21 protein-coding genes are annotated in these 26,882 nt (G+C 73.0%); 13 read left to right on the top strand and 8 right to left on the bottom strand.

The annotated features are described in order from the left end of the window. Nucleotides 1–8: 8 nt before the first annotated feature. Entirely contained in the window at nt 9–1,409 is a 1,401-nt protein-coding gene (locus LRP67_RS04880; protein ID WP_231269071.1) for a glycoside hydrolase domain-containing protein, read from the bottom strand. A 206-nt stretch (nt 1,410–1,615) separates the two neighbouring features. Between LRP67_RS04880 and LRP67_RS04885 the strand changes: the two genes are divergently transcribed. The 4 genes from LRP67_RS04885 to LRP67_RS04900 all read left to right on the top strand — a co-directional run bounded on the left by LRP67_RS04885 (nt 1,616) and on the right by LRP67_RS04900 (nt 5,707). After that, nucleotides 1,616–2,164: a TetR/AcrR family transcriptional regulator gene (locus LRP67_RS04885; RefSeq protein ID WP_231269072.1), complete on the top strand. Its 549-nt coding sequence runs from the start codon at nt 1,616–1,618 to the stop codon at nt 2,162–2,164. Between the two features lie 30 nt (nt 2,165–2,194). Then, complete coding sequence (gene purL / locus LRP67_RS04890; RefSeq protein WP_374107392.1) at nt 2,195–4,456, top strand: phosphoribosylformylglycinamidine synthase subunit PurL; 2,262 nt, start codon at nt 2,195–2,197, stop codon at nt 4,454–4,456. After that, nucleotides 4,449–4,874: an alternative ribosome rescue aminoacyl-tRNA hydrolase ArfB gene (gene arfB, locus LRP67_RS04895; RefSeq protein ID WP_231241668.1), complete on the top strand. Its 426-nt coding sequence runs from the start codon at nt 4,449–4,451 to the stop codon at nt 4,872–4,874. The genes purL and arfB overlap by 8 nt, the downstream gene beginning before the upstream one ends. Nucleotides 4,875–4,954: 80 nt before the next feature. Beyond that, a complete protein-coding gene (locus LRP67_RS04900) occupies nt 4,955–5,707 on the top strand; it encodes a S9 family peptidase (protein WP_231269073.1) in 753 nt (250 codons plus the stop codon). A gap of 6 nt (nt 5,708–5,713) precedes the next feature. On the opposite strand, the gene LRP67_RS04905 is transcribed toward LRP67_RS04900, so the two are convergent. The 3 genes from LRP67_RS04905 to LRP67_RS04915 all read right to left on the bottom strand — a co-directional run bounded on the left by LRP67_RS04905 (nt 5,714) and on the right by LRP67_RS04915 (nt 8,367). Then, the gene (locus tag LRP67_RS04905; protein WP_231269074.1) at nt 5,714–6,430 is read right to left on the bottom strand and encodes a hypothetical protein; all 717 of its coding nucleotides are present in this window, start codon (nt 6,428–6,430) and stop codon (nt 5,714–5,716) included. A 105-nt stretch (nt 6,431–6,535) separates the two neighbouring features. Next, entirely contained in the window at nt 6,536–7,339 is an 804-nt protein-coding gene (locus tag LRP67_RS04910) for an ABC transporter permease (RefSeq protein WP_231269075.1), read from the bottom strand. Next, complete coding sequence (locus LRP67_RS04915; protein WP_231269076.1) at nt 7,336–8,367, bottom strand: ABC transporter ATP-binding protein; 1,032 nt, start codon at nt 8,365–8,367, stop codon at nt 7,336–7,338. The genes LRP67_RS04910 and LRP67_RS04915 overlap by 4 nt, the downstream gene beginning before the upstream one ends. Nucleotides 8,368–8,429: 62 nt before the next feature. Here LRP67_RS04915 and LRP67_RS04920 point away from each other — a divergent pair, with 62 nt between their 5' ends. Continuing rightward, nucleotides 8,430–9,377 carry a YafY family protein gene (locus tag LRP67_RS04920; protein ID WP_231269077.1) on the top strand — a complete coding sequence of 316 codons (948 nt, stop codon included), beginning with the start codon at nt 8,430–8,432 and terminating at the stop codon, nt 9,375–9,377. A gap of 7 nt (nt 9,378–9,384) precedes the next feature. Here the strand turns inward: LRP67_RS04920 and LRP67_RS04925 are convergent, their stop codons facing one another. Together LRP67_RS04925 and LRP67_RS04930 are read right to left on the bottom strand one after the other, a co-directional pair. Next, entirely contained in the window at nt 9,385–10,902 is a 1,518-nt protein-coding gene (locus LRP67_RS04925; protein WP_231269078.1) for a multicopper oxidase family protein, read from the bottom strand. Beyond that, entirely contained in the window at nt 10,899–13,001 is a 2,103-nt protein-coding gene (locus tag LRP67_RS04930; RefSeq protein WP_231269079.1) for an MMPL family transporter, read from the bottom strand. Before LRP67_RS04930 ends, LRP67_RS04925 begins: the two co-directional genes overlap by 4 nt. Nucleotides 13,002–13,080: 79 nt before the next feature. Here LRP67_RS04930 and LRP67_RS04935 point away from each other — a divergent pair, with 79 nt between their 5' ends. From LRP67_RS04935 to LRP67_RS04955, 5 genes are all read left to right on the top strand, one after another. Beyond that, the gene (locus LRP67_RS04935; protein WP_231269080.1) at nt 13,081–13,401 is read left to right on the top strand and encodes a PadR family transcriptional regulator; all 321 of its coding nucleotides are present in this window, start codon (nt 13,081–13,083) and stop codon (nt 13,399–13,401) included. Between the two features lie 54 nt (nt 13,402–13,455). Continuing rightward, complete coding sequence (locus tag LRP67_RS04940; protein WP_231269081.1) at nt 13,456–14,106, top strand: permease prefix domain 1-containing protein; 651 nt, start codon at nt 13,456–13,458, stop codon at nt 14,104–14,106. A 98-nt stretch (nt 14,107–14,204) separates the two neighbouring features. Continuing rightward, nucleotides 14,205–14,552: a sterol carrier family protein gene (locus LRP67_RS04945; protein ID WP_231269082.1), complete on the top strand. Its 348-nt coding sequence runs from the start codon at nt 14,205–14,207 to the stop codon at nt 14,550–14,552. Next, a complete protein-coding gene (locus tag LRP67_RS04950) occupies nt 14,549–15,892 on the top strand; it encodes a dipeptidase (protein ID WP_231269083.1) in 1,344 nt (447 codons plus the stop codon). The genes LRP67_RS04945 and LRP67_RS04950 overlap by 4 nt, the downstream gene beginning before the upstream one ends. Nucleotides 15,893–16,014: 122 nt before the next feature. Beyond that, nucleotides 16,015–17,412: an FAD/NAD(P)-binding protein gene (locus LRP67_RS04955; protein ID WP_231269084.1), complete on the top strand. Its 1,398-nt coding sequence runs from the start codon at nt 16,015–16,017 to the stop codon at nt 17,410–17,412. Nucleotides 17,413–17,437: 25 nt separating this feature from the next. On the opposite strand, the gene LRP67_RS04960 is transcribed toward LRP67_RS04955, so the two are convergent. Continuing rightward, nucleotides 17,438–19,213: a cell wall metabolism sensor histidine kinase WalK gene (locus LRP67_RS04960; protein WP_231269085.1), complete on the bottom strand. Its 1,776-nt coding sequence runs from the start codon at nt 19,211–19,213 to the stop codon at nt 17,438–17,440. Nucleotides 19,214–19,309: 96 nt separating this feature from the next. Here LRP67_RS04960 and purF point away from each other — a divergent pair, with 96 nt between their 5' ends. The 3 genes from purF (at nt 19,310) to LRP67_RS04975 (ending at nt 22,287) form a co-directional block, all read left to right on the top strand. Continuing rightward, nucleotides 19,310–20,860, top strand: coding sequence for an amidophosphoribosyltransferase (purF, locus tag LRP67_RS04965; RefSeq protein WP_231269086.1), 1,551 nt, complete (start codon nt 19,310–19,312; stop codon nt 20,858–20,860). A 13-nt stretch (nt 20,861–20,873) separates the two neighbouring features. Then, on the top strand, nt 20,874–21,950 hold the full coding sequence (gene purM, locus LRP67_RS04970) for a phosphoribosylformylglycinamidine cyclo-ligase (protein ID WP_231269087.1): 1,077 nt from the start codon (nt 20,874–20,876) through the stop codon (nt 21,948–21,950). A 151-nt stretch (nt 21,951–22,101) separates the two neighbouring features. Beyond that, entirely contained in the window at nt 22,102–22,287 is a 186-nt protein-coding gene (locus LRP67_RS04975) for a DUF3073 domain-containing protein (protein WP_231241656.1), read from the top strand. A gap of 166 nt (nt 22,288–22,453) precedes the next feature. On the opposite strand, the gene LRP67_RS04980 is transcribed toward LRP67_RS04975, so the two are convergent. Continuing rightward, entirely contained in the window at nt 22,454–26,878 is a 4,425-nt protein-coding gene (locus tag LRP67_RS04980) for a response regulator (RefSeq protein ID WP_231269088.1), read from the bottom strand. Nucleotides 26,879–26,882 lie beyond the last annotated feature (4 nt).

The raw sequence follows: 26,882 nt of genomic DNA on the forward strand, positions 1-26,882 counted from the left end.
GCGGAGCCTCAGCGGCGGCCCTTGAGCAGGGGCGCCCACGAGGCGTCCTGCATGACGCCGTTGACGGGCACCTTCGCCTTGGCCTGCCAGGCTCGCAGCTTGGCGTCGGTCCGGGCGTCGAAGACGCCGGTGATCGCGATCGCCTTGCCGACGCCGGTCGCGTTGAGCGCGCGCTGGACCCGGCGGACGGCCGGACCCACGGACCCGCGCTTGAGCACGACCTTGTCGCCGCTCGCGAGGACGGAGACCCAGCCGCGGATCCACCAGACCCGGTCGAGGCCCAGGCCGGCACTGCGCTGGTAGGCGTTCATCGCGGCGACCAGCCGCTTGCTCCAGCCGCCCCCGATGTTGCCCTGGTAGAGGCCCTTCTCCTTGAGCAGGCACTGCAGCGCCTTGACGTGCGGCTTCGACGGCTTCACGCCGTTCGCCGGGGGACGCAGGACGGGGTAGGTCGAGAACGAGACGTTGATGCCGCCGCAGCGGGTCTCGGGTGTCGCGACCGAGCCGCGCCCGACCTCGAGGAAGTTGGTGTCGATGTTGATCCGCACGCCGCCGTGCACCTCGTCGTGCCCCCCCTTGTACTGCTTGACGCGGCGTCCTGGGCGCCAGCCGTCCTCGCGCAGGTACGACGAGGAGGTGTTGGCGACGCCGTCCCAGCGCGCCACCCAGATCATGTCCGGCAGCGTGAAGCGCGTGGGCCGGTTGATCCGGGCCGAGTCGAGCGCCGCGATGCCGGAGCCGGCGCTGGAGTAGACGCCGGAGACGTAGCCGTGCTTGTGCAGGCGGGTGGTCCAGCCGCTGAGGAACGACAGCGCCGACTCGCGGCAGCGCTCGTTGCTCGAGTCGAAGCCCTCGAGGTCGTACCAGAGCGTGCTCCCGCGGACGATGCCCAGCGCCGCCGCGTCCTTGACGGTCTTGTCGGCCTCGGCCACGCCCTGGCGACGCGAGGGACCGTAGACCTGCTTGGTCCCCGGGTTCGGGTCGATCTTGACGTCGTCGGAGTAGCGCGGGAAGCGCGGCTGGCACGACGCTTGCGGCCCGAGCGTGATCGGGAGCAGCCGCCAGCCCTTCGCCAGCTGGGTCGCGACCCAGGTGGGGGTCAGGTTGGGCTGGCTGCGGCAGGCGCGCGAGTCGCCGGAGATGTAGATGCCGACCGCGAGGTACGGCGAGGTCGCCAGCCAGGTGTCCATCTGCTTCTGGTTCGGCGCGAGGCACTGGTCGAACCCGAAGCCGGTGAAGTCGCCGGGGGTGACGGGGTTGGTGGCCCGCGCCGCGCTCGGGCTCGAGGAGGCCTTGCCGTCGCTGGCCTGGGCTCCCGCGCCGGACGCCGTGAGGGTGGCTGCCGCCACGACCGTGGCGGCGAGCACGCAGAGGGCGCGCGTGCGCAGGGTGGACAGGGAAGGGGACATCGCGGGGCTCCAGGGGAAGGCTCGGCACCAGGTCGGCGCGATCACGATAACCCCACCAATCACAGCAGTAACAGAGCTCGTGAGGAACTACAGTCCTGTAGTTCCGGCAGTGCCGTCGTCCGGCGCGCGGTCCGGGCAGTGGCGGTCGGTGTACGGTAGATGTGGAGATGGACTCCGGTTGTGGGCGACCCTGGGGAGGTGAGGCCGTGCGTGCCGATGCCAAGCGCAACTACGAGCGCCTCGTCGAGGTCGCGCGCGAGGTCTTCCGCGAGCAGGGCTACGACGCCTCCCTCGACGAGGTCGCCAAGCGCGCCGGCGTCGGGCCCGGCACCCTCTACCGGCACTTCCCCCGCAGGGAGCACCTCCTCGACGCGGTGATGCAGGGCTGGGCCGACCGGGTCGACGAGGCGGTGGCGGCGTCGCTGGCCGACGAGGGCGGCCCGCGGGACCTGCTGCTGCACTGGTTCGAGGAGTACGTCGCCCTGATCAGCATGCATAAGGGGGGTCCCGCCAAGATCACCTCGGCGATGGGGGACCCGGCCTCCCCGATCAGCACCAAGTGCGACGTCCTGCGCTCGGCGGGCGACCGGGTCCTGGAGCGGCTCCGCGGGCAAGACGCCCTGCGCAACGGGGTCGACGCCACGCAGGTCGCACGCCTCGTGGGCGGCGTCGCGACGGTGGCCGACGACGGCGGCCTGGGTCCGAGCGACGTACGGCGCCTGCTGGAGGTCGTCGCCGATGGGCTCCTTCGGTGAAGAGCGCGCCGCGCCGGTAGATTGACGCCCGTGACCGAGACCCGCCTGCACACGCTCGACACCGTCTCCGTCGCCGGCGAGGACCCGGGCCGTGAGCAGCCGTGGGCCGACCTCGGCCTCAAGGCCGACGAGTACCAGGAGATCCGCGAGATCCTCGGGCGCCGTCCCACGAGCGCCGAGCTCGCGATGTACTCGGTCATGTGGAGCGAGCACTGCTCCTACAAGTCCTCCAAGGTGCACCTCAAGCAGTTCTCCGAGATCCCTCAGGAGACCCCCGCCGGCCGGATGCTGGCCGGCATCGGCGAGAACGCCGGCGTCATCGACGTCGGCCAGGGCTACGCCGTGACGTTCAAGGTCGAGTCGCACAACCACCCGTCGTACGTCGAGCCCTACCAGGGCGCCGCCACCGGCGTCGGTGGCATCGTGCGCGACATCCTCGCGATGGGTGCCCGGCCCGTGGCCGTGATGGACCCGCTGCGCTTCGGCCCGCTGGACGCCGACGACACGCACCGGGTGCTGCCCGGCATCGTGGCCGGCGTCGGGGGCTACGGCAACTGCCTCGGCCTGCCCAACATCGGTGGCGAGGCGGTCTTCGACGAGACCTACCTGGGCAACCCGCTCGTCAACGCGCTGTGCGTCGGCGTGCTGCGCCACGAGGACCTGCACCTCGCCAAGGCCTCCGGAGTCGGCAACCAGGTGATCCTCTACGGCGCCAAGACCGGCGGCGACGGCATCGGCGGGGTCAGCATCCTCGCGAGCGAGACCTTCGAGTCGACCGGACCGGCCAAGCGGCCCAGCGTGCAGGTCGGTGACCCGTTCATGGAGAAGCTGCTCATCGAGTGCACCCTGGAGATCTTCGCCGCCGGCCTGGTCGCCGGCATCCAGGACCTGGGCGGCGCGGGCCTGTCGTGCGCGACCTCGGAGCTCGCCAGCGCCGGCGACGGCGGGATGCACGTGGAGCTCGACACCGTGCCGTTGCGCGACTCCACGCTCTCGCCGGAGGAGATCCTCATGAGCGAGTCGCAGGAGCGGATGATGGCCGTCGTCGAGCCCGACGACGTCGCCGCCTTCCTGGCGATCTGCGCCAAGTGGGAGGTCGACGCCACCGTCATCGGCGAGGTCACCGACACCGGGCGCCTGCAGATCGACTGGCACGGCGAGCGCGTCGTCGACGTGCCGCCGCGCTCGGTGGCGCACGACGGACCGACCTACCACCGCCCGTTCGCGCGGCCGGACTCGCAGGACCTGCTCCAGGCCGACACCGCGGAGGCGCTGCCGCGGCCCGCCACCGGCGAGGAGCTGGCGGCGACCGTGCTGCGGATGGTCGCCTCGCCCAACCTGTGCGACAAGTCGTGGATCACCGACCAGTACGACCGCTACGTGCGCGGCAACACCGTGCTCGCCCAGCCCAGCGACAGCGGCATGATCCGCATCGACGAGGACACCGACCTCGGCGTCGCCGTCTCCACCGACTGCAACGGCCGCTTCACGCTGCTCGACCCCTACGCCGGCGCCCAGCTCGCCCTCGCCGAGTCCTATCGCAACGTCGCGACCGGCGGCGCGGTGCCGCTGGCGATCTCCGACTGCCTCAACTTCGGCTCGCCCGAGGACCCGGCCGTCATGTGGCAGTTCGCGGAGGCCTGCCGCGGCCTCAAGGACGCCTGCCTGGAGCTCGGCATCCCGGTCACCGGCGGCAACGTGAGCCTCTACAACCAGACCGGCGAGACGGCGATCCTGCCCACGCCGGTGGTGGCCGTGCTCGGCGTGATCGAGGACGTCACCCGGCGCACCCCCTCGGCGTTCGAGGCCGCGGGCGAGCGGGTCTTCCTGCTCGGGGAGACCCACGAGGAGCTGTCCGGCTCGGAGTGGGCGCACGTGGTGCACGGCCACCTCGGCGGGCTGCCGCCGCGGGTCGACCTGGCCCGCGAGAAGGCCCTCGCCGAGCTGCTGCACGAGGGCGTCGGCCTGCTGACCAGCGCGCACGACGTCTCCGACGGCGGCCTGGCGCAGACGCTGGTCGAGGCGGCGATCAGGAACGACGTCGGGGTCACGGTGACCCTCGCCGACGACCCGTTCCTCGCGCTGTTCTCCGAGTCCGCCGGACGCGTGGTCGTGACCGTCGCGCCGGAGGCGGCCGACGACCTGGCCGCGCTGGCCGCGCGCCACGGCGTACCGCTCACCGAGCTGGGCGTGACGGGCGGCGACTCGTTCGCGGCGGAGGGGGTCTTCGAGCTGCCGCTGGCCGACCTGCGCGCGGTGTGGGCCGCGACGTTGCCGGCCGCCCTTGGCTGACGACCTCGTCGTCTCACGGTCGCTGGTGATCCCGGCGGCCGAGCTCTCCGAGCGGTTCTCGCGCTCCTCCGGGCCGGGGGGCCAGGGCGTCAACACCGCCGACACCCGCGTCGAGCTGTCCTTCGACCTCGCGGCCTCGGCCTCGGTGCCGGCGTACCTCCAGGAGCGGATGCTGTCGCGGCTGTCCTCGCGGCTGGTGGACGGCGTCGTCACCGTGACCGCCAGCGAGCACCGCACCCAGCTGGCCAACCGGCGCGCGGCGCGCGAGCGGCTGGCCTCGTTGCTGCGCGACGCGGCGCTGCCCCCCTCGCCGACGCGGCGGGCCACGCGCCCCACCCGCGGCTCCAAGGAGCGACGGCTCGGCGCGAAGAAGCGGCGCGGCGAGATCAAGAAGGGCCGGCAGGGGCGCTTCGAGTGATGCGCCGGCGCCACCTGCTGGGGCTGCCCGTGGCCGGGGCCCTGGGTGCCCTGGCGGCCGGGTGCGGGGAGGATGCTCCCGTGAGCGAGCCAGAGGGTCGCGCCGAGGGGCGCCTCGACTACGGATCCGATCCCAGCCAGTACGGCGAGCTGTCGCTGCCCGAGGGCGACCCGCGCGGGGTGGTCGTGGTGATCCACGGCGGCTTCTGGAAGGCGGCCTACGACGCCTCGCTCGGTCGGCCGCTCGCGGCTGCGCTTGTGGCGCGGGGCTGGGCCGCGTGGAACCTGGAGTACCGCCGGGTCGGCGCGGGCGGTGGCGCCGGCGGGGGCGCGCCCGCGACCTTCGACGACGTGGCGGCCGGCATCGACCACCTGGCCGGGCTCGGGCTGGACCTCACGACCGTGGTCGCCCTGGGCCACTCCGCGGGCGGCCACCTGGCCGCCTGGGCGGCGACGCGCGGGCGCGACGGCTGGCCGCAGCGCGTCCCCGTCACCGCGGTCGTCTCGCAGGCGGGCGTGCTCGACCTGCGCTCGGCGGACGCCGACGGGCTGGGCGACGGCGCCGTGCGCGCCCTGCTCGGCCACGCGGCCACGGCGGCCGATGCGCCGTACGACCCGATCCAGCGGGTGCCGGCCGGGGTGCCGGTCTGGTGCGTGCACGGGCGCGACGACGACGTCGTGCCGCCGAGCCAGTCGGCGGCGTATGTCCAGGCGGCCAGGGCGGCCGGCGGGGAGGCGGAGCTGGTCGAGGTCGACGGCGACCACTTCGTCGTCATCGACCCCGACTCGCCGGCGTGGACGCGGATCGTCGGGATCCTCGACACGCTGGGCTGAGCCGGCTCACGAGGGCAGGGTCGAGATCTTCTGCCAGATCTTGCGGGACATGCCGGTGGTGAGCTGCTCGATGGAGTTGACGGTGTCGAGCACCACCGCGTCGCGGGACTCCTCGGCGCACAGCGCGGCGGTCTTGCCCACGAGGCTGAGCAGCTCCGAGCAGTAGTCGAGGTAGCGCTCCATCTCGTCGCGGGTCATGTCCAGCGGTGCGCTCACCGAGGTCGGCGCGAACGAGGGGCGCAGCTGCTCGGGGTCCTTGGTGAGCTGGTGCATGTCGATGATGTGGGCGGTGGAGCGGAGCTGGTGCAGGAGCGCCAGGGTGCGGCCCCGCTGCAGCCGCTCGGGGAAGCTCCACAGGAAGTACACCGCGATCCCCGCGAACACCAGGTCGTTGATGACCGTCTCGATCAGCGGCAGCACCTCGAGCGAGTTGTCGAGCACGCCCCCGAGGCGCAGGGTGTCGCGCACCGCCAGGACCAGCGCCACCACCGTGCCGACCAGCACCACCACCATCAGCACCCGCGACGCGAGCCGGGCGGCGCGGATCCGGCCCTGTGCCTCGCCCGCGCCAGACTCCACCTCGTCGATGATCAGCAGCAGGTCTCCGGCCACCTTGCGCAGCCCGCGCGCGGGAAACCGGGCCGCGATCCGCTGCTGCAGGTGCGTCACCGTCGTCCGTACCGGCCCCGCCTCCAGCGGCTCGTACAGCTCCCGGGACGTCACGACCCGCAGCCTAGGACGCCCACCCGTCAGAAACTCGCGCCGACCGCCGCTGACCCGTCAGAAACTTTGACGGGTCAGCGGCGGTCGGCTGCAGTTGGTGACGGGTCAGCCGGAGGAGCGCATGGCCCGCAGGCCCACCGTCAGTCCGAGGGCGGCGGTGACGGCGGCGGCGAGGAGGCCGGCGCCGATGGTGTCGGCGGGGTAGGAGCCGGCGAAGAGCGCGCGCTCGGCCTCCACGACGTACGCCAGGGGGTTGAGGTCGGAGGCGACCTGGAGCCAGCGCGGGGCGCCCTCGAGGGGGAGCAGGACGCCCCCGAGCAGCAGCAGCGGGAAGATCACGGTCTGCTGGACGGTCCAGAACAGCCAGTCCTGGTCCCTGGAGGCGAGCGCGAGGGCGAACGACAGGGAGCCGATCCCGATGCTGAACAGCGCGAGGATCGTCACGCCGACGAGGATCCCGCCGAGGTGCAGCTCGAAGCTGAACGGCGTCACGACGGCGACGATGATCGCGGTCTGCATGAGCATCGGCACCACCTCCTTGAGTGCGCGGCCGACCAGCAGCGAGGAGCGGCTCAGCGGCGACACCAGGAGCCGCTCGTGCGAGCCGCTCATGATCTCCTGCATGAGGTTGGCGCCGGTGAAGCTGGCCCCCATGAGCACGGTCATCGCGACGATGCCCGGCACGAACCACTGCAGCGCCGAGCCGTTGCCCACGTCGGGCAGCAGCGGCGCGAAGAGCCCGAGGAACACCAGCGGCTGCACCATCGCGAACAGCACCGACGCGGGCTCGCGGAAGACCGGCTTGAGCTCGCGGACCATGACGTTCCAGGTGTCGCCGAGGAAGCCCGGCGGTGTCGGTGCCTCGACGGCGGGCCGGCGGACGGGGGCGGTCTCGATGAGGGTGGTCATGCTGCTGCTCCTTCGGTGGCGGCGGTGCTGGTGCGTGTGGCGGTGCCGGTCTCGCGCAGGCTTCGCCCGGTGAGGTCGAGGAAGACGTCGTCGAGCGTGGGGCCCGCGACCTCCATGCGGGTGGCCGGTGTCCCGGCCCCTGCCAGGTCGGCGACCAGGCCGGGTGCCAGGTCGCGCCCGTGGGCGACGCGGACCGATAGCGCGGCGCCGTCGACGTCGACCGACGCCCCCTCCAGCCGCTCCGCCCGGGCGGCGGCGGCCTCGGCGTGGGCGCCTGAGGCGAACCCGAGCGTGACCAGGTCGCCGAGTGCCGACTTGAGGCGTGAGGCGGTGTCGTCGGCGATGACCCGCCCATGGTCGATCACGATCACCCGGTCGGCGATCGCGTCGGCCTCCTCGAGGTAGTGGGTGGTCATCACGATCGTGGTCCCGGCCTCGCGGTTGAGCCGCTTGACCTGCTCCTGGAGGTTGACCCGGTTCTGCGGGTCCAGGCCGGTCGAGGGCTCGTCGAGGAACATCAACCGCGGGGCGTGCACCAGGCCGATCGCGACGTCGAGCCGGCGCCGCTGGCCGCCGGAGAGGGTGGACACAGGCCGGCGGGCGTGCTCGGTGAGGTCGAAGGCCTCGAGCAGCTCGTCGGTGCGGGCGTGGGCGGCGGACCGACTCATCCCGAACGAGCGCGCCTGGCTCACGACCTCGTCGCGGCCGCGCTGCTGGTGGCCGGCGGCGTTGCCCTGACCGACGTACCCGATCGAGCGGCGTACGTCGCGGTGCTCGCGGACCACGTCGTGGCCGGCGACCTCGGCGGTGCCCGCGGTCGGCCTGATCAGCGTGGTGAGCATGCGCAGGGTGGTGGACTTGCCGGCCCCGTTGGGGCCGAGGAAGGCGACGAGCTCGCCGTCGGAGACCTCGAGGTCGAGGCCGCGGACCGCCTCGACGGTCTGCTGGTGGCGGGTGAAGTGGCGGGTGAGGCCGCGGGTGCGGATCACCGGCCCGGGAGGGGTGTGGTGGTGAGTGAAGGTGGTCATGCGGATGACGCTAGGAGCGCTTCAGGCCAGTTTCCGTCCGCAATCGGATCTAGTCTGGCGACATGTCCACGAGTGCCCGGATGCTCCGGCTGCTGTCGCTGCTGCAGACCCACCGCTACTGGCCCGGCGAGGAGCTCGCCGCCCGGCTGGAGGTCAGCGGCCGCACGCTGCGCCGCGACATCGAGCGCCTGCGCGAGCTCGGGTACGCCGTGGACGCGGTGCGCGGCGTGGCCGGCGGCTACCAGCTGCGCGCCGGCGGGTCGCTGCCGCCGCTGCTGCTCGAGGACGAGGAGGCGGTGGCGATCGCGGTCGGCCTCCACCAGGCGGCGAACGGCTCGGTGGCCGGCATGGAGGAGACCTCGGTGCAGGCGCTGACCAAGGTGGCCGCGCTGATGCCGCCGCGGCTGCGGCGCCAGATGGACGCGCTGCGCTCCCAGACCGACAACCTGGTCTGGGGTGGCGGCCCCGTCATCGACCCGTCGCTGCTCACCACGCTCGCCCAGGTCTGCCGCGACGACGAGCCGCTCCACTTCACCTACACGGCCCGCGACGCCGACCCCACCGAGCGCCGGGTCGAGCCCTACCGGCTGGTCTCGCTCGGCCGCCGCTGGTACCTCGTCGCCTACGACCGCGACCGGCAGGACTGGCGCTCCTTCCGCGTCGACCGCATCGCCGACCCGCGCGCGACCGGCCAGCGCTACCGCCGCCGGGAGCTGCCCGCTCCCGACGCGCTCGCGTTCGTGCAGTCCGGGATCCGCCGGATCCCGCAGCGCTACGACGTGCGGGTCCGGGTCGCGGCGGCCCCCGAGGTGGTCGCACGAGCCGTGGGCCGCTGGGGCGACGTCACGCCGTACGACGACGGCTGCCTGCTCGAGATGAGCGTCGACGACCTGCAGTGGCCGGTGATGGTGCTCGCCCAGCTGGGCGCGGACTTCACCGTCGAGTCGCCCGCGGAGCTGGTCGCGACCGTCTTCGAGGTCAGCGCCCGCTTCGCGCGCGCCGCCGGCTGAGGCCGCCTCAGTGGTCGTGCCCGTCCGGCGGGCTCCCGGCGGGTGCGCCGCGCTCGACCACGACGAACTGGCCCATCATCCCGCGGTCCTCGTGACGCAGCAGGTGGCAGTGGTACATGTAGGGCAGGTCCGGGTCGGTGTAGTCGCTGAACCGCACGAGCAGCTCGACCTCCCCTCCGGGCGGCACGAACACCGTGTCCTTCCAGCCCGCCAGCTCCGGCGGGGGCGCTCGGCCGTCGACGCTCTCCACGGCGAACTGGACGTCGTGGACGTGGAAGTTGTGCGGTGTCCCGTCGGCATTGCGGACCCGCCACCGCTCGGTGGTGTCGACCTCCGCGACGAGGTCGATCCGCGACATGTCCATCTGGCGGCCGTTGATCCGCTCGCCGGAGAGCGTGAAGTCACGCGTCGTCACCACGTCCGCCGGATCGAGGGAGGGAGCGGCGGCGAGCTCCCGGGGCACGGCCGGGCTCGGCGCGAGCTCGTCGGCGGCGCGCAGCTGGAGGACGTCGAGCGCGTCGTCGGCGCCGGCGAAGCGGCCGCCCCCGTTGTCCTGCGGTCGACTGCGCAGCACGGCCGTCTCCCCGGGTGAGAGCTTCACGACGATCTCGGCGCGCTCGCCGGGTGAGAGCTGGATCGAGGAGCTGCGGACGGTGCGGGGCAGCAGGCCGCCGTCGCTGGCGATCACGTCGAACCGGCGGTCGTCGCTCAGGTGGAAGTCGTAGACCCGGGCGTTGGACGCGTTGACCAGCCGCAGGCGCACCCGCTCGGTGGTGACGTCGAGGTAGGGCCCCGGGGTGCCGTTGACGAGGACGGTGTCGCCCAGCAGCCCGACGCCCGACAGGAACGACCCGCTCTCGTCGAGCTCGTGTCCGTCGAACCGCTTGTCCTGGACGATGACCGGCACGTCGTCGACGCCGTACGTCGAGGGCAGGCGCTCCTGGACCGCCGCCTCGGCCGGGTCGTCGAGGAGGAACAGCCCGGCCAGGCCGCGGTAGACGTGCCGGGCGGTCTCGCCGTGCGGGTGGGGGTGGTACCAGAGCGTCGCGGCGGGCTGGTCGACGCGCCACGTCGGCGACCACCTCGCGCCCGGTGCGACCATCTGGTGCGGTCCGCCGTCCATCCGCGCCGGCAGGTGCATGCCGTGCCAGTGCAGCGTGGTGGCCTCGTCGAGGTCGTTGTCCACGTTGACGAGGACCTCCTCGCCCCGCACGGCGCGGAGGGTGGGGCCCAGGTAGGAGCCGTTGACGCCCCAGGTCGGGGTCGGCCGGTCCCGGCCCAGGTCGGTCTCGCCGGCCTGCAGCGTGAGGTCGAAGACCCGCCGTCCCTGCCCGTCCAGCCGCGACGGGGCGAGGGGCGGGATCGCGAGCGCCCGGTCGAACTCCACCTCGCCGACCGTGTCGGTCCTCATCGTCACGAAGGACCAGGCCACGAAGCCGGCGAAGGTGGCGACCGGAAGCGCCGCCACGCACGCCAGGACGACGAGCGCGCGCAGCCAGCGGGGCCGCCGCCGACGCTCGCTCATTCGAGCCGCACCCGAGGTACGGCGCGCGCCAGCCAGCGCGGCGCCCACCAGGCCCGCTCCCCGAGCAGGCGCATCACGGCGGGCACCACGAGGCAGCGGATGACCAGCGCGTCCAGCAGGACCGCGGAGGCGAGGCCCACCCCGAACTGCTGGAGCATCCGGTCGGGGGAGAACACGAAGGCGCCGAACACCACGATCATGATCGCGGCGGCTGCGGTGATGACGCCGCCGGTCGTGGCGAGCCCTTCGCGTACGGCGCCCAGCGCGTCGCGGGAGCGCATCCACTCCTCGTGCATGCGCGAGACCAGGAAGACCTCGTAGTCCATCGAGAGGCCGAAGACGATGGCGAAGATCATCACCGGCACGAACGCCTCGATGGGTCCGGGCTGCGCCCCGAAGCGGCCGTCCTGGAAGACGAGGGCGATCACGCCGAGCGCGGCGCCGATGGAGAGCAGGTTGAGGACCGCGGCCTTGACCGCGATCGCGACGGAGCGGAAGACCACCAGGAGCAGCAGTGCGGACAGGCCGACGACGCTGCCGATGAACAGCGGGAAGCGCCGGCTCACGGTCTCCGAGAAGTCGACCGCCGCCGCGGTCGGGCCCCCGACGATCGCCTCGCCGGGCAGGTCCTGGCGGAGCCGGTCGACCAGCTCGGTCGTCGCCTCGTCCTGCGGCGAGGTGGTCGGGAACGCCAGGCTGGTGAAGATCGCACCGTCCGGCGAGGCCTGCGCCGGGGTGACCTGAGCGACGCCGTCGGCCTCGGCGAGCACGTCGTACGACGCCTGGGCGGCCGCCTCGTCCCCGCGGGTGACCACGACCAGCGGGCCGTTGCTGCCGGGCCCGAACCCCTCGGCGAGCAGATCGTAGGCCTGGCGGCTGGTGGTGCTGGGGTGGTCGTTGCCGGCGTCGGCGAACCCGAGGTGCATCGACAGCGCCGGCACGCACAGCGCGCCCAGCACGGCGACCGCCACGAGCAGCGCCGACCAGGGCCGGCGGCCCACGGCGATCGCCCATCGCCGCCAGGCCTGCCCGGGCACGCGCTTCTGCCTGGCGGCGTGCTTGCGGACGCTGCGCTCGATGCGCGGGCCGAAGAGGGTCATCAGGGAGGGCAGCAGCGTCAGGGAGGCGAGCATGGTCATCAGCACGGTCAGCGTGACCGCGAGGGCCACGCCCTCAAGCGAGCCGAGGCCCAGGGTGTAGAGCCCGAGCAGCGCGATGACGACCGTGGCGCCCGCGAACAGGACCGACCGCCCGGCCGTGTCGAGCGCGATGCGCACGGCCGCCTCGCGGTCGGCTCCGGCGAGCAGCTCGGAGCGGTAGCGCGCGAAGACCAGCAGGGCGTAGTCGATGCCGACGCCCAGCCCGACCAGCATCAGGACCGGCGGGGTGTAGTCGGGGACGGTCGCCACGTGGGAGGCCAGGGCGACGACACCGAACGTCGTCCCCACGGCGAAGATCGCGGTGATCAGCGGCAGCGACGCGGCCAGCAGCGATCCGAACAGGAACAGCAGGATCACCAGCGCGGCCAGGATCCCGGCTCCCTCGGCGCCGCCCCCGGCCTCGCTCTCCTGGATCTCCCGCACGGCGTCGCCGGTGAGCTCCACGCGCATTTCGTCGGTCTCGTGGGCGAGGGCGGTGTCGAGGATCGACTGCTTCGCCTCGGTCGGCACCAGCCCCGCCTGGTCGTCGAGGACCACGGTGGCGATCCCGACGGTGCCGTCCTCGGAGACGGTGCCGCCCCTCGGGTCCGGAGGCTGCACGGCGGCGACGTGCTCCAGGGTGCCGAGGTCGCCGGCGAGGTCGTCCACGGCGCCCGCGTGGGCCTGCAGGCCGTCCTCGGCCTGCACGACGACCGTGATCGAGTCGCCGCGCTGCTCGGGCGCGTGCTCCTCGAAGGCGTCGAGCAGCTGCTGGGACTCCGTGCCCGGGAGCGTGAAGTCGTTCCCGTAGTCGCTGCCGACGGCGCTCGCGGTCCCCGTGACGGCCACGAGGGTCACCAGCCAGAGGCCGATGGCCGCCCAGTGGTGGCGCTGTGACCAGGAGGCGAGGCGGGTCATGCGGGTGTCCCGGTCGGGCCGGGGGAGCAGGGTGCCGGTCATGGCGCTCCTCATGCGTAGTACGCCGATACGTAGTCTGTCTATGCATGGACAGTAGGACGGCAAGAGGTAGGCTGTCTACATGAAATCGGACGCTCTCAGGGGGCACCTCGACGCGATGATCCTGGCCGTGGTGGAGTCCGAGCCGCTGCACGGCTACGGCATCATCGAGGCCCTCGCGCTCCGCAGCGGCGGTGAGCTCGACCTGCCGACCGGCACGGTCTACCCGTCCCTGCGTCGGCTCGAGGCCGCCGGCTACCTGGTCAGCTCCTGGTCGGAGGACACCGGTCGCCGACGTCGGACCTACCGGCTCTCCGCGGCCGGGCGGCGGGCCCTCAAGGCCAAGCGCCAGGAGTGGGCGGCGTTCACCCAGGTGGTGGGCGGAGTCATCGGCCATGCCTGATCTCAGGGTGAATCCCGATGGCCGCCGTGGCCGTCACGGAGGACGATCGGGACCATGACCCTCAGCGCCGAGCCGCAGGTGCGCGACTACGTGGTCGCGCTCGACCGCACCCTGGTGGGCCCGCCTCGCGCCAAGGCCGACCTGCTCGAGGAGGTCGCCGGCCATCTCGAGGACGCGGTCGAGGCCTACGAGGGCGCCGGGTACGCCTCGCCCGACGCCGCGCGCCTGGCCCTCGAGGACTTCGGCGCCGTCCCCGAGGTCGCGCCGGCCTTCCAGTCGACGCTGGCGATCGCCGCCTCACGCCGTACGGCGTGGACGCTTCTGGCGGGCCTCGGGCTGCAGCCGTTCCTGTGGGACGGCGGGCTGGATCTCGCCGACTCCTCGCACGCCCAGGCTCCCGACGGCTGGCTCTACGCCGTGCTCGACCAGGCCATCGAGACCGGCGGCGGGCTGCTGCTGCTCGGTGCGGTGCTGGCGCTCCTACTCACGGGCGTCGGCCATCGCTGGCTGAACGCCGACCGCGCCGTGGCGCGGGCCACCGCCTGGTTCACGATCGGGGCCGCCACCTTCGTCCCGCTGACGGCCGTCTCGATGACCGCCATGACCGGCGGTCGTGCGGGCCTCTGGCTGCTCCTCGCCGTGCTGCTGCTCGGGCCCATGAGCGCCGCCGCCCAGTCGGCACGCCGCACCCTCGCCGCCTGCTGAGGTCGGACCCGAGGTCGGACTCGTGCCGGCGTCGGCGACGCCGCGGCGGCCAGTCATACTCCCTCGATGCGCACCTACCCCGACGGGGGCGAGGGCTGATGGCGCCCCGCCTGCGGGTCCTCGCCCCCGACGAGCTCGCCGCCGCGTTCGACGCGGACGACCACCGCGCGCTCACCAAGCACTTCCTGGCCGTGCTCGAGCAGCGCGCCCCCGGACACTCGGTCGAGGTGCGGGTGCCGCCGTACGCCGCCGTGCAGGTCATCCCGGGGGTGCGCCACACCCGCGGCACCCCGCCGGCCGTGGTGGAGATGGACGCGCCCACCTGGGTCGCGCTGGCCAGCGGGGAGCTGACCTGGCAGGAGGCCGAGGCTGCGGGCCGGGTCCGCGCCAGCGGGGAGCGCGCCGACCTGTCGCCGTATCTGCCCCTCGGTAGGTTGGGGGCATGAGTGACGACATCCGCGCGAAGGTGACCGACGTACTCCCAGGGCTCCGCCAGGACCTCGAGGACCTCGTGCGGATCGAGTCGGTCAGCGCCGACCCGGCCCGCGCCGGCGAGGTCCAGCGCAGCGCCGAGGCCGTGGCCGAGCTGTTCCGCGCCGAGGGCTTCGACTCCGTCGAGATCGTGAGCGCGGAGGCAGACGGGCGGGCGCCGGCCGTCATTGCGCACAAGGCCGGGCCGGAAGGTGCGCCGACGGTGCTGCTCTACGCCCACCACGACGTCCAGCCCGAGAACGACCCCGCCGACTGGGAATCGCCGCCGTTCGAGCCCACGGAGCGCGACGGGCGGCTCTACGCCCGCGGCGCCGCCGACGACAAGGCCGGCATCGCCGCCCACCTGGGCGCGCTGCGGGTCTTCGGCGACGACCTGCCGGTGAGCGTCACGATGTTCATCGAGGGGGAGGAGGAGGTCGGCTCTGACACCCTGCCGGCGCTGCTGAAGCAGCACCACGACCGGCTGCGCGCCGACGTCATCGTGATCGCCGACTCCGGCAACTGGGACATCGGCGAGCCGGCCCTCACGACCAGCCTGCGCGGCCTCGTGCGCGTCGACGTCGAGGTCCGCACGCTCACCCACGCCGTCCACTCCGGCATGTGGGGCGGCCTCGTGCCCGACTCGCTGATGGCGCTGAGCCGGGTCATCGCCAGCCTGCACGACGACGAGGGCAACGTGGCGATCGCCGGCCTGCACTCCGGCCCGGCCGCGGACGTCGTCTACCCCGAGGAGCGGCTGCGCGCCGAGTCCGGCGCCGTGCCGGGCATCGAGTGGATCGGCAGCGGCTCCGCGGTCGAGCGGCTGTGGACCAAGCCCGCGCTCTCGATCACCGGCCTGGACGCGCCCAAGGTCGACGGCGCGAGCAACACGCTGGTCCCGGCCGCGCGCGCCAAGATCAGCCTGCGCGTCGCCCCCGGCGACACCTGCGAGAACGCCCTGGCCTTCCTGACCGCCCACCTCGAGGCCCACGTCCCGTGGGGCGCGGAGCTCAGCGTCACGCTCGTGGACACCGGCGAGGCCACGCGCATCGACGCGACCGGACCGGCGTACGACGCGGCGCGGGCGGCGTTCGAGGAGGCCTGGGACGGCGTCGCGCCGGTCGACATGGGCGTCGGCGGCTCGATCCCGTTCATCGCGGAGTTCCTCGAGGCCTTCCCCGAGGCCAGCGTGCTCGTGACCGGCGTGGAGGACCCCGACACCCGCGCCCACGGCGCCAACGAGGGCCTGCACCTGGCCGAGTTCGCCCGGGTCGTCCTCGCCGAGGCGCTACTCCTGCGCAACCTGGCCCGCTGACCCGTCACCAACTCGACGAAAACCACCGCTGACCCGTCAGAAAAGTCTCTGACGGGTCAGCGGTAGGGCCCAGGCGTCGTGTCGCTTTCGCATCATCTCGATAGAGGCACTAGACTTTCAGCGTGGCCACTCTGTACCCGTCCAGTCCTCCCGCTCCGCCGACCACCGCGCCTGCGACCCGGGTCGCCATCGTGGGCGGGGGCGCCAGTGGCGTCCTCACCGCGGTCAACCTGCTGAGCGCGGCCGGCAGCGAGGGGCTGTCCGTCACGATCCACGAGGCGAGCGGCATCGTGGGACGCGGGATCGCCTACGGCACCTCGGATCCGCGGCACCTGCTCAACGTCCGTGCCCGGCACATGAGCGCGTGGCCCGACGTACCCTCCGACCTGCTGGAGTGGGCCGCCCGCACCGGGCGCGACATCGACCCACAGGGCTTCCTGCCCCGCCGCGACTACGCCGCCTACCTGCAGGACACGCTGGCCAGCGTCGCCGACCACCGCCTGAGCGTCCGCGCCGGGCGCGTCGACGACATCGTGCCGCTGCCCGAGGGGGGCTACGAGCTGTACTCCGCCGGCGCCGTCTCGGTCGCCGACGCGGTCGTCCTGGCCTACGGCAACCAGGAGCCACGGGACCTGGTCGTCGACGGCGACACCCTGCCCGCCGCCCCGTGGCACCTGCCCAACCCGTGGGACCTGGCCGGCCTGCACCTGCTCCCGGGTGACGCCACCGCGGTCGTCGTCGGCACCGGGCTCACCGCCATCGACACCACGATCACCTTCCTGGAGGAGCACGCGTCGCGCCGGGTGGTGATGACCAGCCGCCATGGCCTGCTCCCGTTCCCCCACGTCGGCCAGCAGTCGACGGCCTGGGTCAGCCCTCCGGTGGAGACCCCGGCGACCGCCGACGCGCTGGCGGCGTTCTTCCGCGAGCAGGTGGCCGCGGCCGAGGCGCGCGGCGTCGACTGGCGCGCCGTGGTCGACGGTCTGCGTCCCCAGACACAGGCCATCTGGCAGGGCATGAGCCTCGACGAGCGGCGGCGCTTCCTGGCCACGCACGCCCGCTTCTGGGAGGTACGCCGCCACCGCATGGCCCCCGAGGTGGCCAAGCGGCTCGAGGACTACCAGGCCGAGGGCCGGCTCGTGGTCCTCTCGGGCGGCATCGCCCGGGTCGTCGACCGCGGACGCCGCTGCGACGTGCACATCGGCCAGGTCGGGGCCCCGGTGCCGGCCGACGTGCTGGTCAACTGCACCGGCCCCTCATCGGACATCACCCGCAGCAGCGACCCGCTCCTGCTCGCCCTACGAGAGCGCGGCCTGGCCGCCCCCGACACCCTGCACCTCGGCCTGGCGACCACCGCCGACGGCGCGCTCCTCGACCCCGACGGCCGCGTGGTGCCGGGCCTGTACGCCGTAGGGCCTCCGCGCAAGGGCGTGCTCTGGGAGTCGACGGCGATCCCGGAGATTCGCGGCCAGGCGGCCGAGGTCGCACGCGCCCAGATCGCGGGCGTGGTCCGCCGCTGAGCAGGCGGGCCGGGCGCAGGGCCGCTCAGGCGGGTGCGGCGGGCAGCCTCAGCGTGAACGTGCTGCCGACGCCCAGCTCGGAGGTCACGGTGACGCTCCCGCTGTGCCGGTCGACGATGCGGCGGACGATGGCCAGGCCGAGCCCGGTGCCGGGCTGGGCCAGCGCCGCCGGGTCCGCGGAGCGGTAGAACTCGTCGAAGAGCTGCGCCTGGTCGTGCAGCGAGATGCCGATCCCCTGGTCTCTCACGGTCACCACCGCGTCGTCACGCTCCCGGGCCAGGCTGACCGTCACGACGGTGTCGGGACGGCCGTACTTGACCGCGTTGCCGAGCACGTTGCCGAGTGCGGTGTCGATCTCCTCCGGCTCGCCCAGGGCCCCCACCGGCTCTTCCGGTGTCTCCAGCCGGATGGTGACGCCGGCACGCCGGGCCGCGACCGTGTGCAGCTCGGCGAGCTCCTCGAGCACCGGCTGCAGCGGCACGGGGACCGCGATGAGGGCGCTGTCGGGGTCGCCCACCTTGGAGAACAGCAGCAGGTCGTCGATGACCCGCTGCAGGCGCTGCGCCCCGCGATCCATGGCGGCGAGCGAGCGGCGGGTCGTCTCGCTGAGCTCGGGGGCCGCCTCTGCCATCTCGAGATGGCCGACCACCGCGGTCAGCGGGCTCTTGAGCTCGTGCGCGACGGTCGCGATGAGCCGCCCCTTGTACTGGTCGAGCGCGGTGAGCTCCTGGACGAGCCGGTGCTCGCGAGCGAACGTCCGGGCGTTGAGGATCGAGCGACCGAGGTCATGGCCGATGTCGAGCGCCGCCTCGGCCTCGGTCCGCCCCCACGGAGGCTGGCCTTCCACGCGGGTCAGCACCAGGTTGCCCACGCACGACGCCCCGGCGCCGATCGGGACGAACAGCAGCGACGCGGCCTCGATCCGCTCCATGAACAGGTGGATCAGGCCGGACTGCTCCGAGGTGAGCAGCTGGACCGGGAGGTCCCGCTCGATCACGACCCACTGCTGCGCGGCCCACAGCTGGTGGGCGGCCTCCTCGGCGACCTCGATCAGGAGATCGGGCAGCACGATCTCGGCCCCTCGGGCGCTGTGCAGCGCCCCCGAGCCGAGGACGTCTCCGGCGAAGGTCTGGACCCAGCTGCCACCGGCCCGGAAGCCCGCGGAGAGCGCGGCGCCGCACTGCTCGAGCAGCTCCTCGATCGGCAGGTGGACGCTCAGGCTCCGCACGATCTCCCGCGCCGTCGTGGCGAGGCGGATCTGCTCGGAGAAGTCATGGCGCTCCAGCGCGACGAGGACGGTGCGCTCGGCATGGGCGGCGTAGCGCTCCAGCAGCGCTCGCTGGCGGGCGTCGGGGCGGCGCCCGCTCGTGGGCAGGTCGATCGAGAGCAGCCCGACCAGGCGGGCGTCGTCGTCGTACAGCGGCGCGAGCAGCAGGTCACGGGGGTCCCACGCCTCGTCGTCGTCCGCGGGCTCGTACGCGGGGACCCAGCCCCACTCGTCGACGGCACCCGCACGCTCGCTCGGGACGAACTTGAAGCGCCCCCAGTCGTCGGCCTTGGCCAGCTCGTCGCGGATCACCTGCATCGGCGTGACGGCGTCCCACAGCGCCGCGCGCGCCTCGTCGCTGCCCGCGATCGCGACCGAGTGCAGGTCGTCGCCGCGGACCACCGAGACCGCGGCCACCTGGAAGCCGGCCATCTCGCGCACTGCCTCGGCGATCAGTCGCAGGGCATCGCGCGAGAGGGCGTCCGACCAGCCGGCCCGGTCGGAGGCGAGCATGCCGACGGGCTCGAGCGCCATCTCCACCTCGCTGCTTCATCGTCCCGATACGGCGTCCAGCCCCGCCATGCTACGGGCGACCCGGCGATCCGGCGTGCGATCTCCTAGACTCGACCCGTGCCCTACCTCAGCAGTCGTGGCCAGCGTCTCGGTGGAGACGGCCGACTCACCGCGGCGCTCGATCCCCAGGACCAAGGACCACAGGACGCGTGCGGAGTCTTCGGAGTCTGGGCCCCAGGCGAGGACGTCGCCAAGCTGACCTACTTCGGCCTGTACGCCCTGCAGCACCGGGGCCAGGAGTCGGCCGGTATCGCGGTCAGCAACGGCCGCCAGATCCTGGTCTACAAGGACATGGGGCTGGTCTCGCAGGTCTTCGACGAGACCACGCTGGACTCGCTCAAGGGCCATCTCGCCATCGGGCACTCGCGCTACTCGACCACCGGCGCCAGCACCTGGCAGAACGCGCAGCCGACGTTCCGGCCGACGGCCGACGGGTCGATCGCGCTCGGCCACAACGGCAACCTGATCAACACCCATGAGCTCGCGCAGCTGGTCACGGACCTGCCCGCCGACCCCGGCGAGCTCGACCTGCACGCGCGCAACGTCGAGTCGTCGACCAACGACACCGGCCTGGTGACCGCGCTGTTCGCCCATCACCCCGACACCTCGCTGGAGCAGCGGGCTCTCGAGGTGCTGCCGCTGCTCAAGGGCGCCTTCTCGTTCGTGTGGATGAACGAGAACACCCTGTACGCCGCCCGGGACCCGCAGGGCATCCGGCCGCTCGTCCTCGGCCGGCTCGACCGCGGCTGGGTCGTCGCGTCGGAGGATGCCGCGCTCGCCACGATCGGCGCGAGCGTCGTGCGCGAGGTCGAGCCCGGCGAGATGCTGGTGATCGACGACCAGGGCCTGCGCTCGCACACCTTTGCCGCACCCGAGCCCAAGGGCTGCGTCTTCGAGTACGTCTACCTCGCGCGCCCCGATGCGACGATCGCCGGGCGCAGCGTGCACGAGTCGCGGGTCGAGATGGGCCGCGAGCTCGCCCGGCAGTTTCCGGTCGAGGCCGACCTGGTGATCCCGGTGCCCGAGTCCGGCACCCCGGCCGCCGCCGGCTACGCCGAGGAGAGCGGGATCCCGTTCGGCCAGGGCTTCGTCAAGAACGCCTACGTCGGCCGCACGTTCATCCAGCCGAGCCAGACGCTGCGCCAGCTCGGCATCCGGCTCAAGCTGAACGCGCTGGAGCACATGATCCGGGGCAGGCGGATCGTCGTCGTGGACGACTCGATCGTGCGTGGCAACACCCAGCGTGCTCAGGTCCGGATGCTGCGCGAGGCGGGCGCCCAGGAGGTCCACGTGCGGATCTCCAGCCCGCCGGTCAAGTGGCCGTGCTTCTACGGCATCGACTTCGCCACCCGCGCCGAGCTGATCGCCAACGGACTGACCCCGGACGAGATCGCGGCCAGCGTCGGCGCCGACAGCCTCGGCTACATCTCCCTCGACGGCATGATCGAGGCGACCAAGCAGGAGAAGACCCGGCTCTGCACGGCCTGCTTCACCGGCGAGTACCCCATCGAGCTGCCCGACGCGAGCCTGCTCGGCAAGCACCTGCTCGAGGCCACGCTGAGCTCGCCCACCCTGGGCAAGGCGCTCCCCGTCCTCAACAACCCCTGATCGGAAGCATGCCGTGAGCGAGACCTCCACCCCTGGCACCGCCTACGCGCGAGCCGGCGTCGACATCGAGGCGGCCGACACCGCGATCGAGCTGATGAAGGGGTGGGTCGAGAAGGCCCGCCGCCCCGAGATGATCGGCGGCCTCGGCGGCTTCGCCGGGCTCTTCGACGCCTCGGCCCTCAAGGGCTACGAGCGCCCCCTGCTCGCGACGTCGACCGACGGCGTCGGCACCAAGGTGGCGATCGCCCAGGCGATGGACGTCCACGACACGATCGGCTTCGACCTGGTCGGCATGGTCGTCGACGATCTGGTCGTCTGCGGCGCCGAGCCGCTGTTCATGACCGACTACATCGCGTGCGGCCGGGTCGTGCCGGAGCGGATCGCGGCCATCGTCAAGGGCATCGCGGAGGCGTGCGTCGAGGCGGGCTGCGCCCTGGTGGGTGGCGAGACCGCGGAGCACCCCGGCCTGCTGGGCCCCGACGAGTACGACGTCGCGGGCGCGACGACCGGCGTGGTGGAGGCCGACCGGCTGCTCGGCCCCGGCCGGGTGCGCCCCGGAGACGCCGTGATCGCCATGCAGGCCAGCGGCCTGCACTCCAACGGCTACTCGCTGGTCCGCCACGTGCTGCTGCAGACCGCCGGATGGGCCCTCGACAAGGACGTGCCGGAGCTCGGGCGCACGCTGGGAGAGGAGCTGCTCACCCCCACCCGGATCTACGCCAAGGCGTGCCTCGCGCTGGCCGAGCAGACCGAGGTCCACGCCATGTCGCACGTCACGGGCGGCGGTCTCGCCGCCAACCTCGCCCGGGTGATGCCCCAGGAGCTCATGGCCACCCTGGAGCGCGGCACCTGGACCCCCCAGCCCATCTTCGACCTGGTGCGCGGCGTCGGCCAGGTCTCGCAGCCCGACCTCGAGGCCACCCTCAACTGCGGTGTCGGCATGGTGGCGATCACCGCTCCGGCGGCGATGGACCGCGCGATCGAGGTGCTCGACGGCTTCGGGATCCGCGCCTGGGTCGCCGGTGAGGTCGCCGTCGACCCCGAGCAGTCCGGCCGCGTCGTACTGCGTGGCCAGCACCCCGGCTGGTGAGTTCGCGCACGGCGTAGGCAGAAATACGCCGGACATCGCACCCGGGCGTGCGGGAACAGCCAGGCAACAGGTAGCGTTGTCCTCACGAGAAATCTTTGAGACAGCCCGGGAGCCATGGTTGCCCCGGCCGACTTGCGAGGGGGCTGACCCTATGGGGCGCGGCCGAGCTAAAGCCAAGCAGACGAAGGTCGCGCGCGACCTCAAGTACCGCACTCACGAGACGGACTTCGGGGCGCTCGCCAGTGAGCTGCACGGCGACAGCGGCACCAAGGACGAGCAGGTCGATCCCGAGGTGCTGGAGAAGTGGTCCGACGTCATCGAGCCCTCGCGCGACTGACGCACCTCGCGCGGCGACGTGGGTTTGGTCGGCTCGCGGGAGTTTCACCGGGCACCCGGTGAAACTCACGGCTCCCCGACGAAGTTTCGTCAAGGAGCCGCGAGTTTCATGCACCCCCTGGGACGTGAGTTGACCTCAGCGCCCACCTGGCGCCGCTGAGCCACGGTCAGCGGGGGAGCCACACGCCGCGCAGGCGGCCCACGTCGCGCATGCGGCGCTCCGCGAGGCGGTCGGCGGCGGTGGCGGGCGGTACGCCGTCGGAGGCGGCGAGCTCGAAGACGGTGCGCGCCGTGTCGAAGATGCCGGTCGCGCGCTGGTGGGCACGCTCGAAGGAGAAGCCCTCGAGCTCGTCGGCGACCTGGATCAGGCCGCCGGCGTTGACGCAGTAGTCGGGCGCGTAGAGGATTCCGCGGTCCTCGAGCGCCTTCTCCACTCCGGGGTGAGCCAGCTGGTTGTTGGCCGCGCCGCACACGATCTGCGCCGACAGCACGTCGACGACCTCGTCGCTGAGGGCCCCGCCCATCGCGCAGGGGGCGTAGACGTCGAGCGCGCCCGCGACGAGCTCCTCGGTCGAGGCGGCGACCCGGACGCCGGGCAACTCGTCTCGCAGCCGGGCCACCGACGGTGCGTGCACGTCGGTGACGACGACGTCGGCGCCGTCCTCGACGAGGTGGCGCGCCAGGTGTCGCCCGACCTTGCCGACCCCGGCCACGCCGACGGTCCGCCCGGCGAGCGACTCGGTGCCCCAGGCGAAGGCGGCGGCCGCGCGCATGCCCTGGAACACGCCGTAGGCCGTGAGGACCGAGCTGTCGCCCGCGCCGCCGTGGGCGGTGGTGCGGCCGGTGACGAAGGAGCACTCCCGGGCGATGTCGTCCATGTCCGGCGAGAAGGTGCCGACGTCGCAGGCGGTGTAGTAGTGGCCGTTCAGCGACTGCACGAAGCGGCCGTAGGCGCGCAGCAGCGCCTCGGTCTTGAGCTCGGCCGGGTCGCCGATGATCACCGCCTTGCCACCGCCCAGGTCCAGGCCGGCCAACGCGGCCTTGTACGACATCCCGCGCGCGAGGTCGAGCACGTCACGCACCGCGTCGGAGGTGCTGGCGTAGGGGAAGAAGCGGGTGCCGCCGAGGGCCGGGCCGAGCGCCGTGGAGTGGATGGCGATGATCGCCTTGAGGCCGGTGGCCGGGTCGTTGGCGAAGACGACCTGCTCATGCTCGGCGCCGAGGTCGAAGACGTCGGCCGAAGGGCTTCCAGACATGGGTGCTGTCCGTTCTGTGTCGTGGTCCGCGCGGGTGGGCGGGCCGAGGTGGTGTCGGGGCGGCAGGGGTGACGCCGCCCACCGCCCAGGATAGGGGCCGACGACCCGGCGGACGCCTCGTCGTCGGCGACAGGAAAGCGCCCCAGGTTTGGTGGATTGCGCCGGGTCGGCCGCCGCCAGGGCCTCGACCCCGTCGGCGACGCTGGCGGCAAGGGCGGCGAGGAGGCCGTCGATGCCGTCGGTGGAGCCGGCGTCGGCCCGTGCCTCGACGGCCGCCGCGGCGGCGCCCACCTGCAGCAGGCCCAGGTTGAGGGCGCTGCCCTTGAGCTGATGGGCGGTCGCGGCGGCGGCGGCCGCGTCGCCGGCGGCGACGGCGGCGCGCAGGTCACCCAATACCCCCTCGACGCGGCCGATGAAGGACGCGCGGGTGCGCTCGAAGAAGCTGACCCCGTCCTTGATCAGCTCGGCCAGCATCGCGACGCGCTCCGGGTCCAAGACGACCTCGGTGCGGCCGGCCGGCACAGCGGGCGTCTCGACCGGTCCCCACACGCGGGCCGCCGGCGCCCAGCGGGACAACGCCCGGGCGAGCTGCGGAGGGTCGACCGGCTTGGTGAGGAAGTCGTCCATCCCGGCCGCGAGGCACCGCTCACGCTCGCCCTCGAGGGCGGAGGCGGTCATCGCGATGATCGGCACCCGGGTGCCGTCCTCCGCGGCCCGCACGGCGCGCGTGGCGTCGTAGCCGTCGAGCAGTGGCATCCGGCAGTCCATCAGCACTGCGTCGTACCCGTGGTCGCCTTGAAGGGCGCTCACCGCCTCGACCCCGTTGCCGACGACGTCCGCGTGGCAGCCGAGCGCCTCGAGGAGCCCGGTGGCCACCATCTGGTTGACGGCGTTGTCCTCGACCACGAGCACCCTCACCCCGATGGCCGGCGGCGACGGCGAGCGGCGAGTCGAGGTCTGGGGCGCTTCGCCCACGATGGTGTGCAACAGCGCGTCGTACAGCTCGGAGTAGCGCACCGGCTTGGTCAGCGTCGCGGTGATGCCCGCTGCCCTGGTGCGGCTCTCCGAGACGACCTGGTCGCGGGTGAGCAGCAGCAGCGGCGGGGCGACCGGCTCCGCCTCGCGGATCCGGGACGCGAGCGCGAGGCCGTCGGTGGTGTCGAGCGTCAGGTCGAGGAGGATCGCGTCGTACGGCCTGCGGTCCAGCGCCGCGCGGCCCACCTCCGCCAGGGCCTCCTCGGCTGTGGCGGCGGGCACGCAGGTGAGGTGCCAGGCGCCGAGCTGCTCCAGCAGGACGGTGCGCGAGGTGCCGTTGTCCTCCACCACGAGGACCCTGCGGTCCTGCAGCGGGTACGGCGAGACGTCCGGGCCGTCGGGCCGGTGGGAGCGGGCCGTGCCCAGTCGTGCCGTGAACCAGAAGGTGCTGCCCTGGCCGGGCGTGCTCTCCAGGCCAATCTCACCACCGAGGGCGTGGACCAGCTGCTGGGAGATCGCCAGCCCGAGACCGGTGCCGCCGTGCTGCCGGGTCGTGGAGCGGTCGGCCTGGGTGAACGCGTCGAAGAGCCCGTCGCGCTCGGCCTCGGTGATCCCGATGCCGGTGTCGGCGACCTCGACGCGCAGCACCAGCTCGTCGTCGGTGCGCTCGGCCACCGAGGCCCGGATCGACACCTCCCCGTGGTCGGTGAACTTCACGGCGTTGGAGCCCAGGTTGGTGATGATCTGCCCGACGCGCACGGAGTCGCCGTTGACCAGGACGGGGACGTCGGGGTGGCAGGCGACGACCAGCTCCAGCCCTTTCTCGTGGGCGGGCCCGGCGAGCACCGCGGCCGTCTGCTCGAAGACCGCGCGGATGTCGAGGTCCTCCGACTCCAGCTCGAGCTTGCCGCTCTCGATCTTGGACAGGTCGAGGATGTCGTTGATCAGCCCGAGCAGCGTCAGCCCGGCGCTGCGGACGCCCTCGGCGAGCCGGCGCTGACGCGCGTCGAGCTCGGTGCGCAGCAGCAGGTCGTTGAGGCCGATCACGCCGTTCATCGGGGTCCGGATCTCGTGGCTCATCGTCGCCAGGAACTCCGACTTGAGCCGGGAGGCCTCCATCGCGCTGTCACGCGCGGCCGCGAGGTCGGCCGCGCTGCGCTCGCGGTCGGCGACCCGGTTGAGCTGGTCGGCGATCTGGTGGATCAGCTCGCGCGAGCGGGCGTCCGGCGGCATCTCGTCGGCGATGAGCTCCACGACGCAGGCCACGTCGGGGCCGCCGACCACCGGGAAGGCCACGAGGCTGTGGGTCGACTCCCGGCCGGGAGCCGGGACCGACTCGATCTCCCGTGACGCCCAGCACCGCTCGGCCAGCTCGAAGTCGGGCTCGGGCAGGGAGACGACGTCGGACCCGGGCATGCTCATGGGCGCCAGGGGGCCGCCCGGGTGCTCGCGGACCAGCAGGCTGATGACCTCCCACCCGTCGGTGCCGGACAGCGCGGAGGAGGCGTGCTCGACGGCGGCGGCCAGGCTGCTCGACTGGTTGGCCGCCTCCGCCATGCCCCGCAGCAGGTGCAGCCGTCGCGTCGCCTCGGCCGCCTGGAAGTCGGCGCGCACCAGGTCGGTGATGTCCTGGGCGGTACCGGTCATCCGCACGGGCGCCCCGTCGGCCCCGCGCTCGACCACCCCGAGCCCGCGGACCCAGCGCTCGTCCGCGTCCCCGCGCCGGGTCCGCGCCTCCCAGCGGAAGCTGTCGGCGCCGTCGAGGGCCTCCGCGATGGCCGTCTCGACGGTGGGGCGGTCGTGCTCGTGGATCCGGGCGAGGAAGGCGTCGTACGTCGCCTCGAACTCGTCGGGGTGCAGGCCGTAGATCCGGTAGAGCTCGTCGGACCACCAGATCCGATCGCTGCCGATCGCCCACTCCCAGCTGCCGAGGCGGGCCAGTGACTGTGCCGCGGCGAGCTGGTGCTCGCGGTCCTGCAGGGTGTCGAGAAGGCCCTTGCGATCGGCGTACTCGCTGATCCGGTGCAGCCAGCCCAGCGTGGAGCCATCGGCGCCGTGGAGGGGCGCCCAGCTGAGCAGCGTCCACACGCTGGTGCCGTCGGCCCGCAACGTCAATGAGTCCAGGTTGTGCTCGCCAGGGTGCCCGGCGCGCATGTCCTCGAGGTGGTCCTCGAGCTGACGGCGGCCCTCCTCGTCGACGATGTCGAAGAGCGTGACCCCGCTCAGGTCGTCGCCGGGGCGCCCGACGATCTCGGCCATCCGGGGGTTGGCGAGGACGGTCGCGCCGTCGGCATCCACCACCCACAGTCCGTCAGGACTGTCGGCGACGATGCCGCGCAGCAGCGTCTCGGCGTCCACCATGGAT

Source organism: Nocardioides sp. cx-169, from assembly GCF_021083605.1.
In the GTDB taxonomy this organism is placed as follows: domain Bacteria; phylum Actinomycetota; class Actinomycetes; order Propionibacteriales; family Nocardioidaceae; genus Nocardioides.

What these genes read in the sequence shown, in the direction of transcription:
- LRP67_RS04925 (WP_231269078.1), bottom strand. Translation starts at nt 10,902, where the DNA reads ATGAGCGAGCGTCGGCGGCGGCCCCGCTGGCTGCGCGCGCTCGTCGTC.
- LRP67_RS04910 (WP_231269075.1), bottom strand. Translation starts at nt 7,339, where the DNA reads ATGACCACCCTCATCGAGACCGCCCCCGTCCGCCGGCCCGCCGTCGAG.
- LRP67_RS04940 (WP_231269081.1), top strand. Translation starts at nt 13,456, where the DNA reads ATGACCCTCAGCGCCGAGCCGCAGGTGCGCGACTACGTGGTCGCGCTC.
- LRP67_RS04960 (WP_231269085.1), bottom strand. Translation starts at nt 19,213, where the DNA reads ATGGCGCTCGAGCCCGTCGGCATGCTCGCCTCCGACCGGGCCGGCTGG.
- LRP67_RS04920 (WP_231269077.1), top strand. Translation starts at nt 8,430, where the DNA reads ATGTCCACGAGTGCCCGGATGCTCCGGCTGCTGTCGCTGCTGCAGACC.
- LRP67_RS04945 (WP_231269082.1), top strand. Translation starts at nt 14,205, where the DNA reads ATGGCGCCCCGCCTGCGGGTCCTCGCCCCCGACGAGCTCGCCGCCGCG.
- LRP67_RS04935 (WP_231269080.1), top strand. Translation starts at nt 13,081, where the DNA reads ATGAAATCGGACGCTCTCAGGGGGCACCTCGACGCGATGATCCTGGCC.
- LRP67_RS04980 (WP_231269088.1), bottom strand. Translation starts at nt 26,878, where the DNA reads ATGGTGGACGCCGAGACGCTGCTGCGCGGCATCGTCGCCGACAGTCCT.
- LRP67_RS04880 (WP_231269071.1), bottom strand. Translation starts at nt 1,409, where the DNA reads ATGTCCCCTTCCCTGTCCACCCTGCGCACGCGCGCCCTCTGCGTGCTC.
- LRP67_RS04930 (WP_231269079.1), bottom strand. Translation starts at nt 13,001, where the DNA reads ATGACCGGCACCCTGCTCCCCCGGCCCGACCGGGACACCCGCATGACC.
- LRP67_RS04975 (WP_231241656.1), top strand. Translation starts at nt 22,102, where the DNA reads ATGGGGCGCGGCCGAGCTAAAGCCAAGCAGACGAAGGTCGCGCGCGAC.
- LRP67_RS04915 (WP_231269076.1), bottom strand. Translation starts at nt 8,367, where the DNA reads ATGACCACCTTCACTCACCACCACACCCCTCCCGGGCCGGTGATCCGC.
- LRP67_RS04950 (WP_231269083.1), top strand. Translation starts at nt 14,549, where the DNA reads ATGAGTGACGACATCCGCGCGAAGGTGACCGACGTACTCCCAGGGCTC.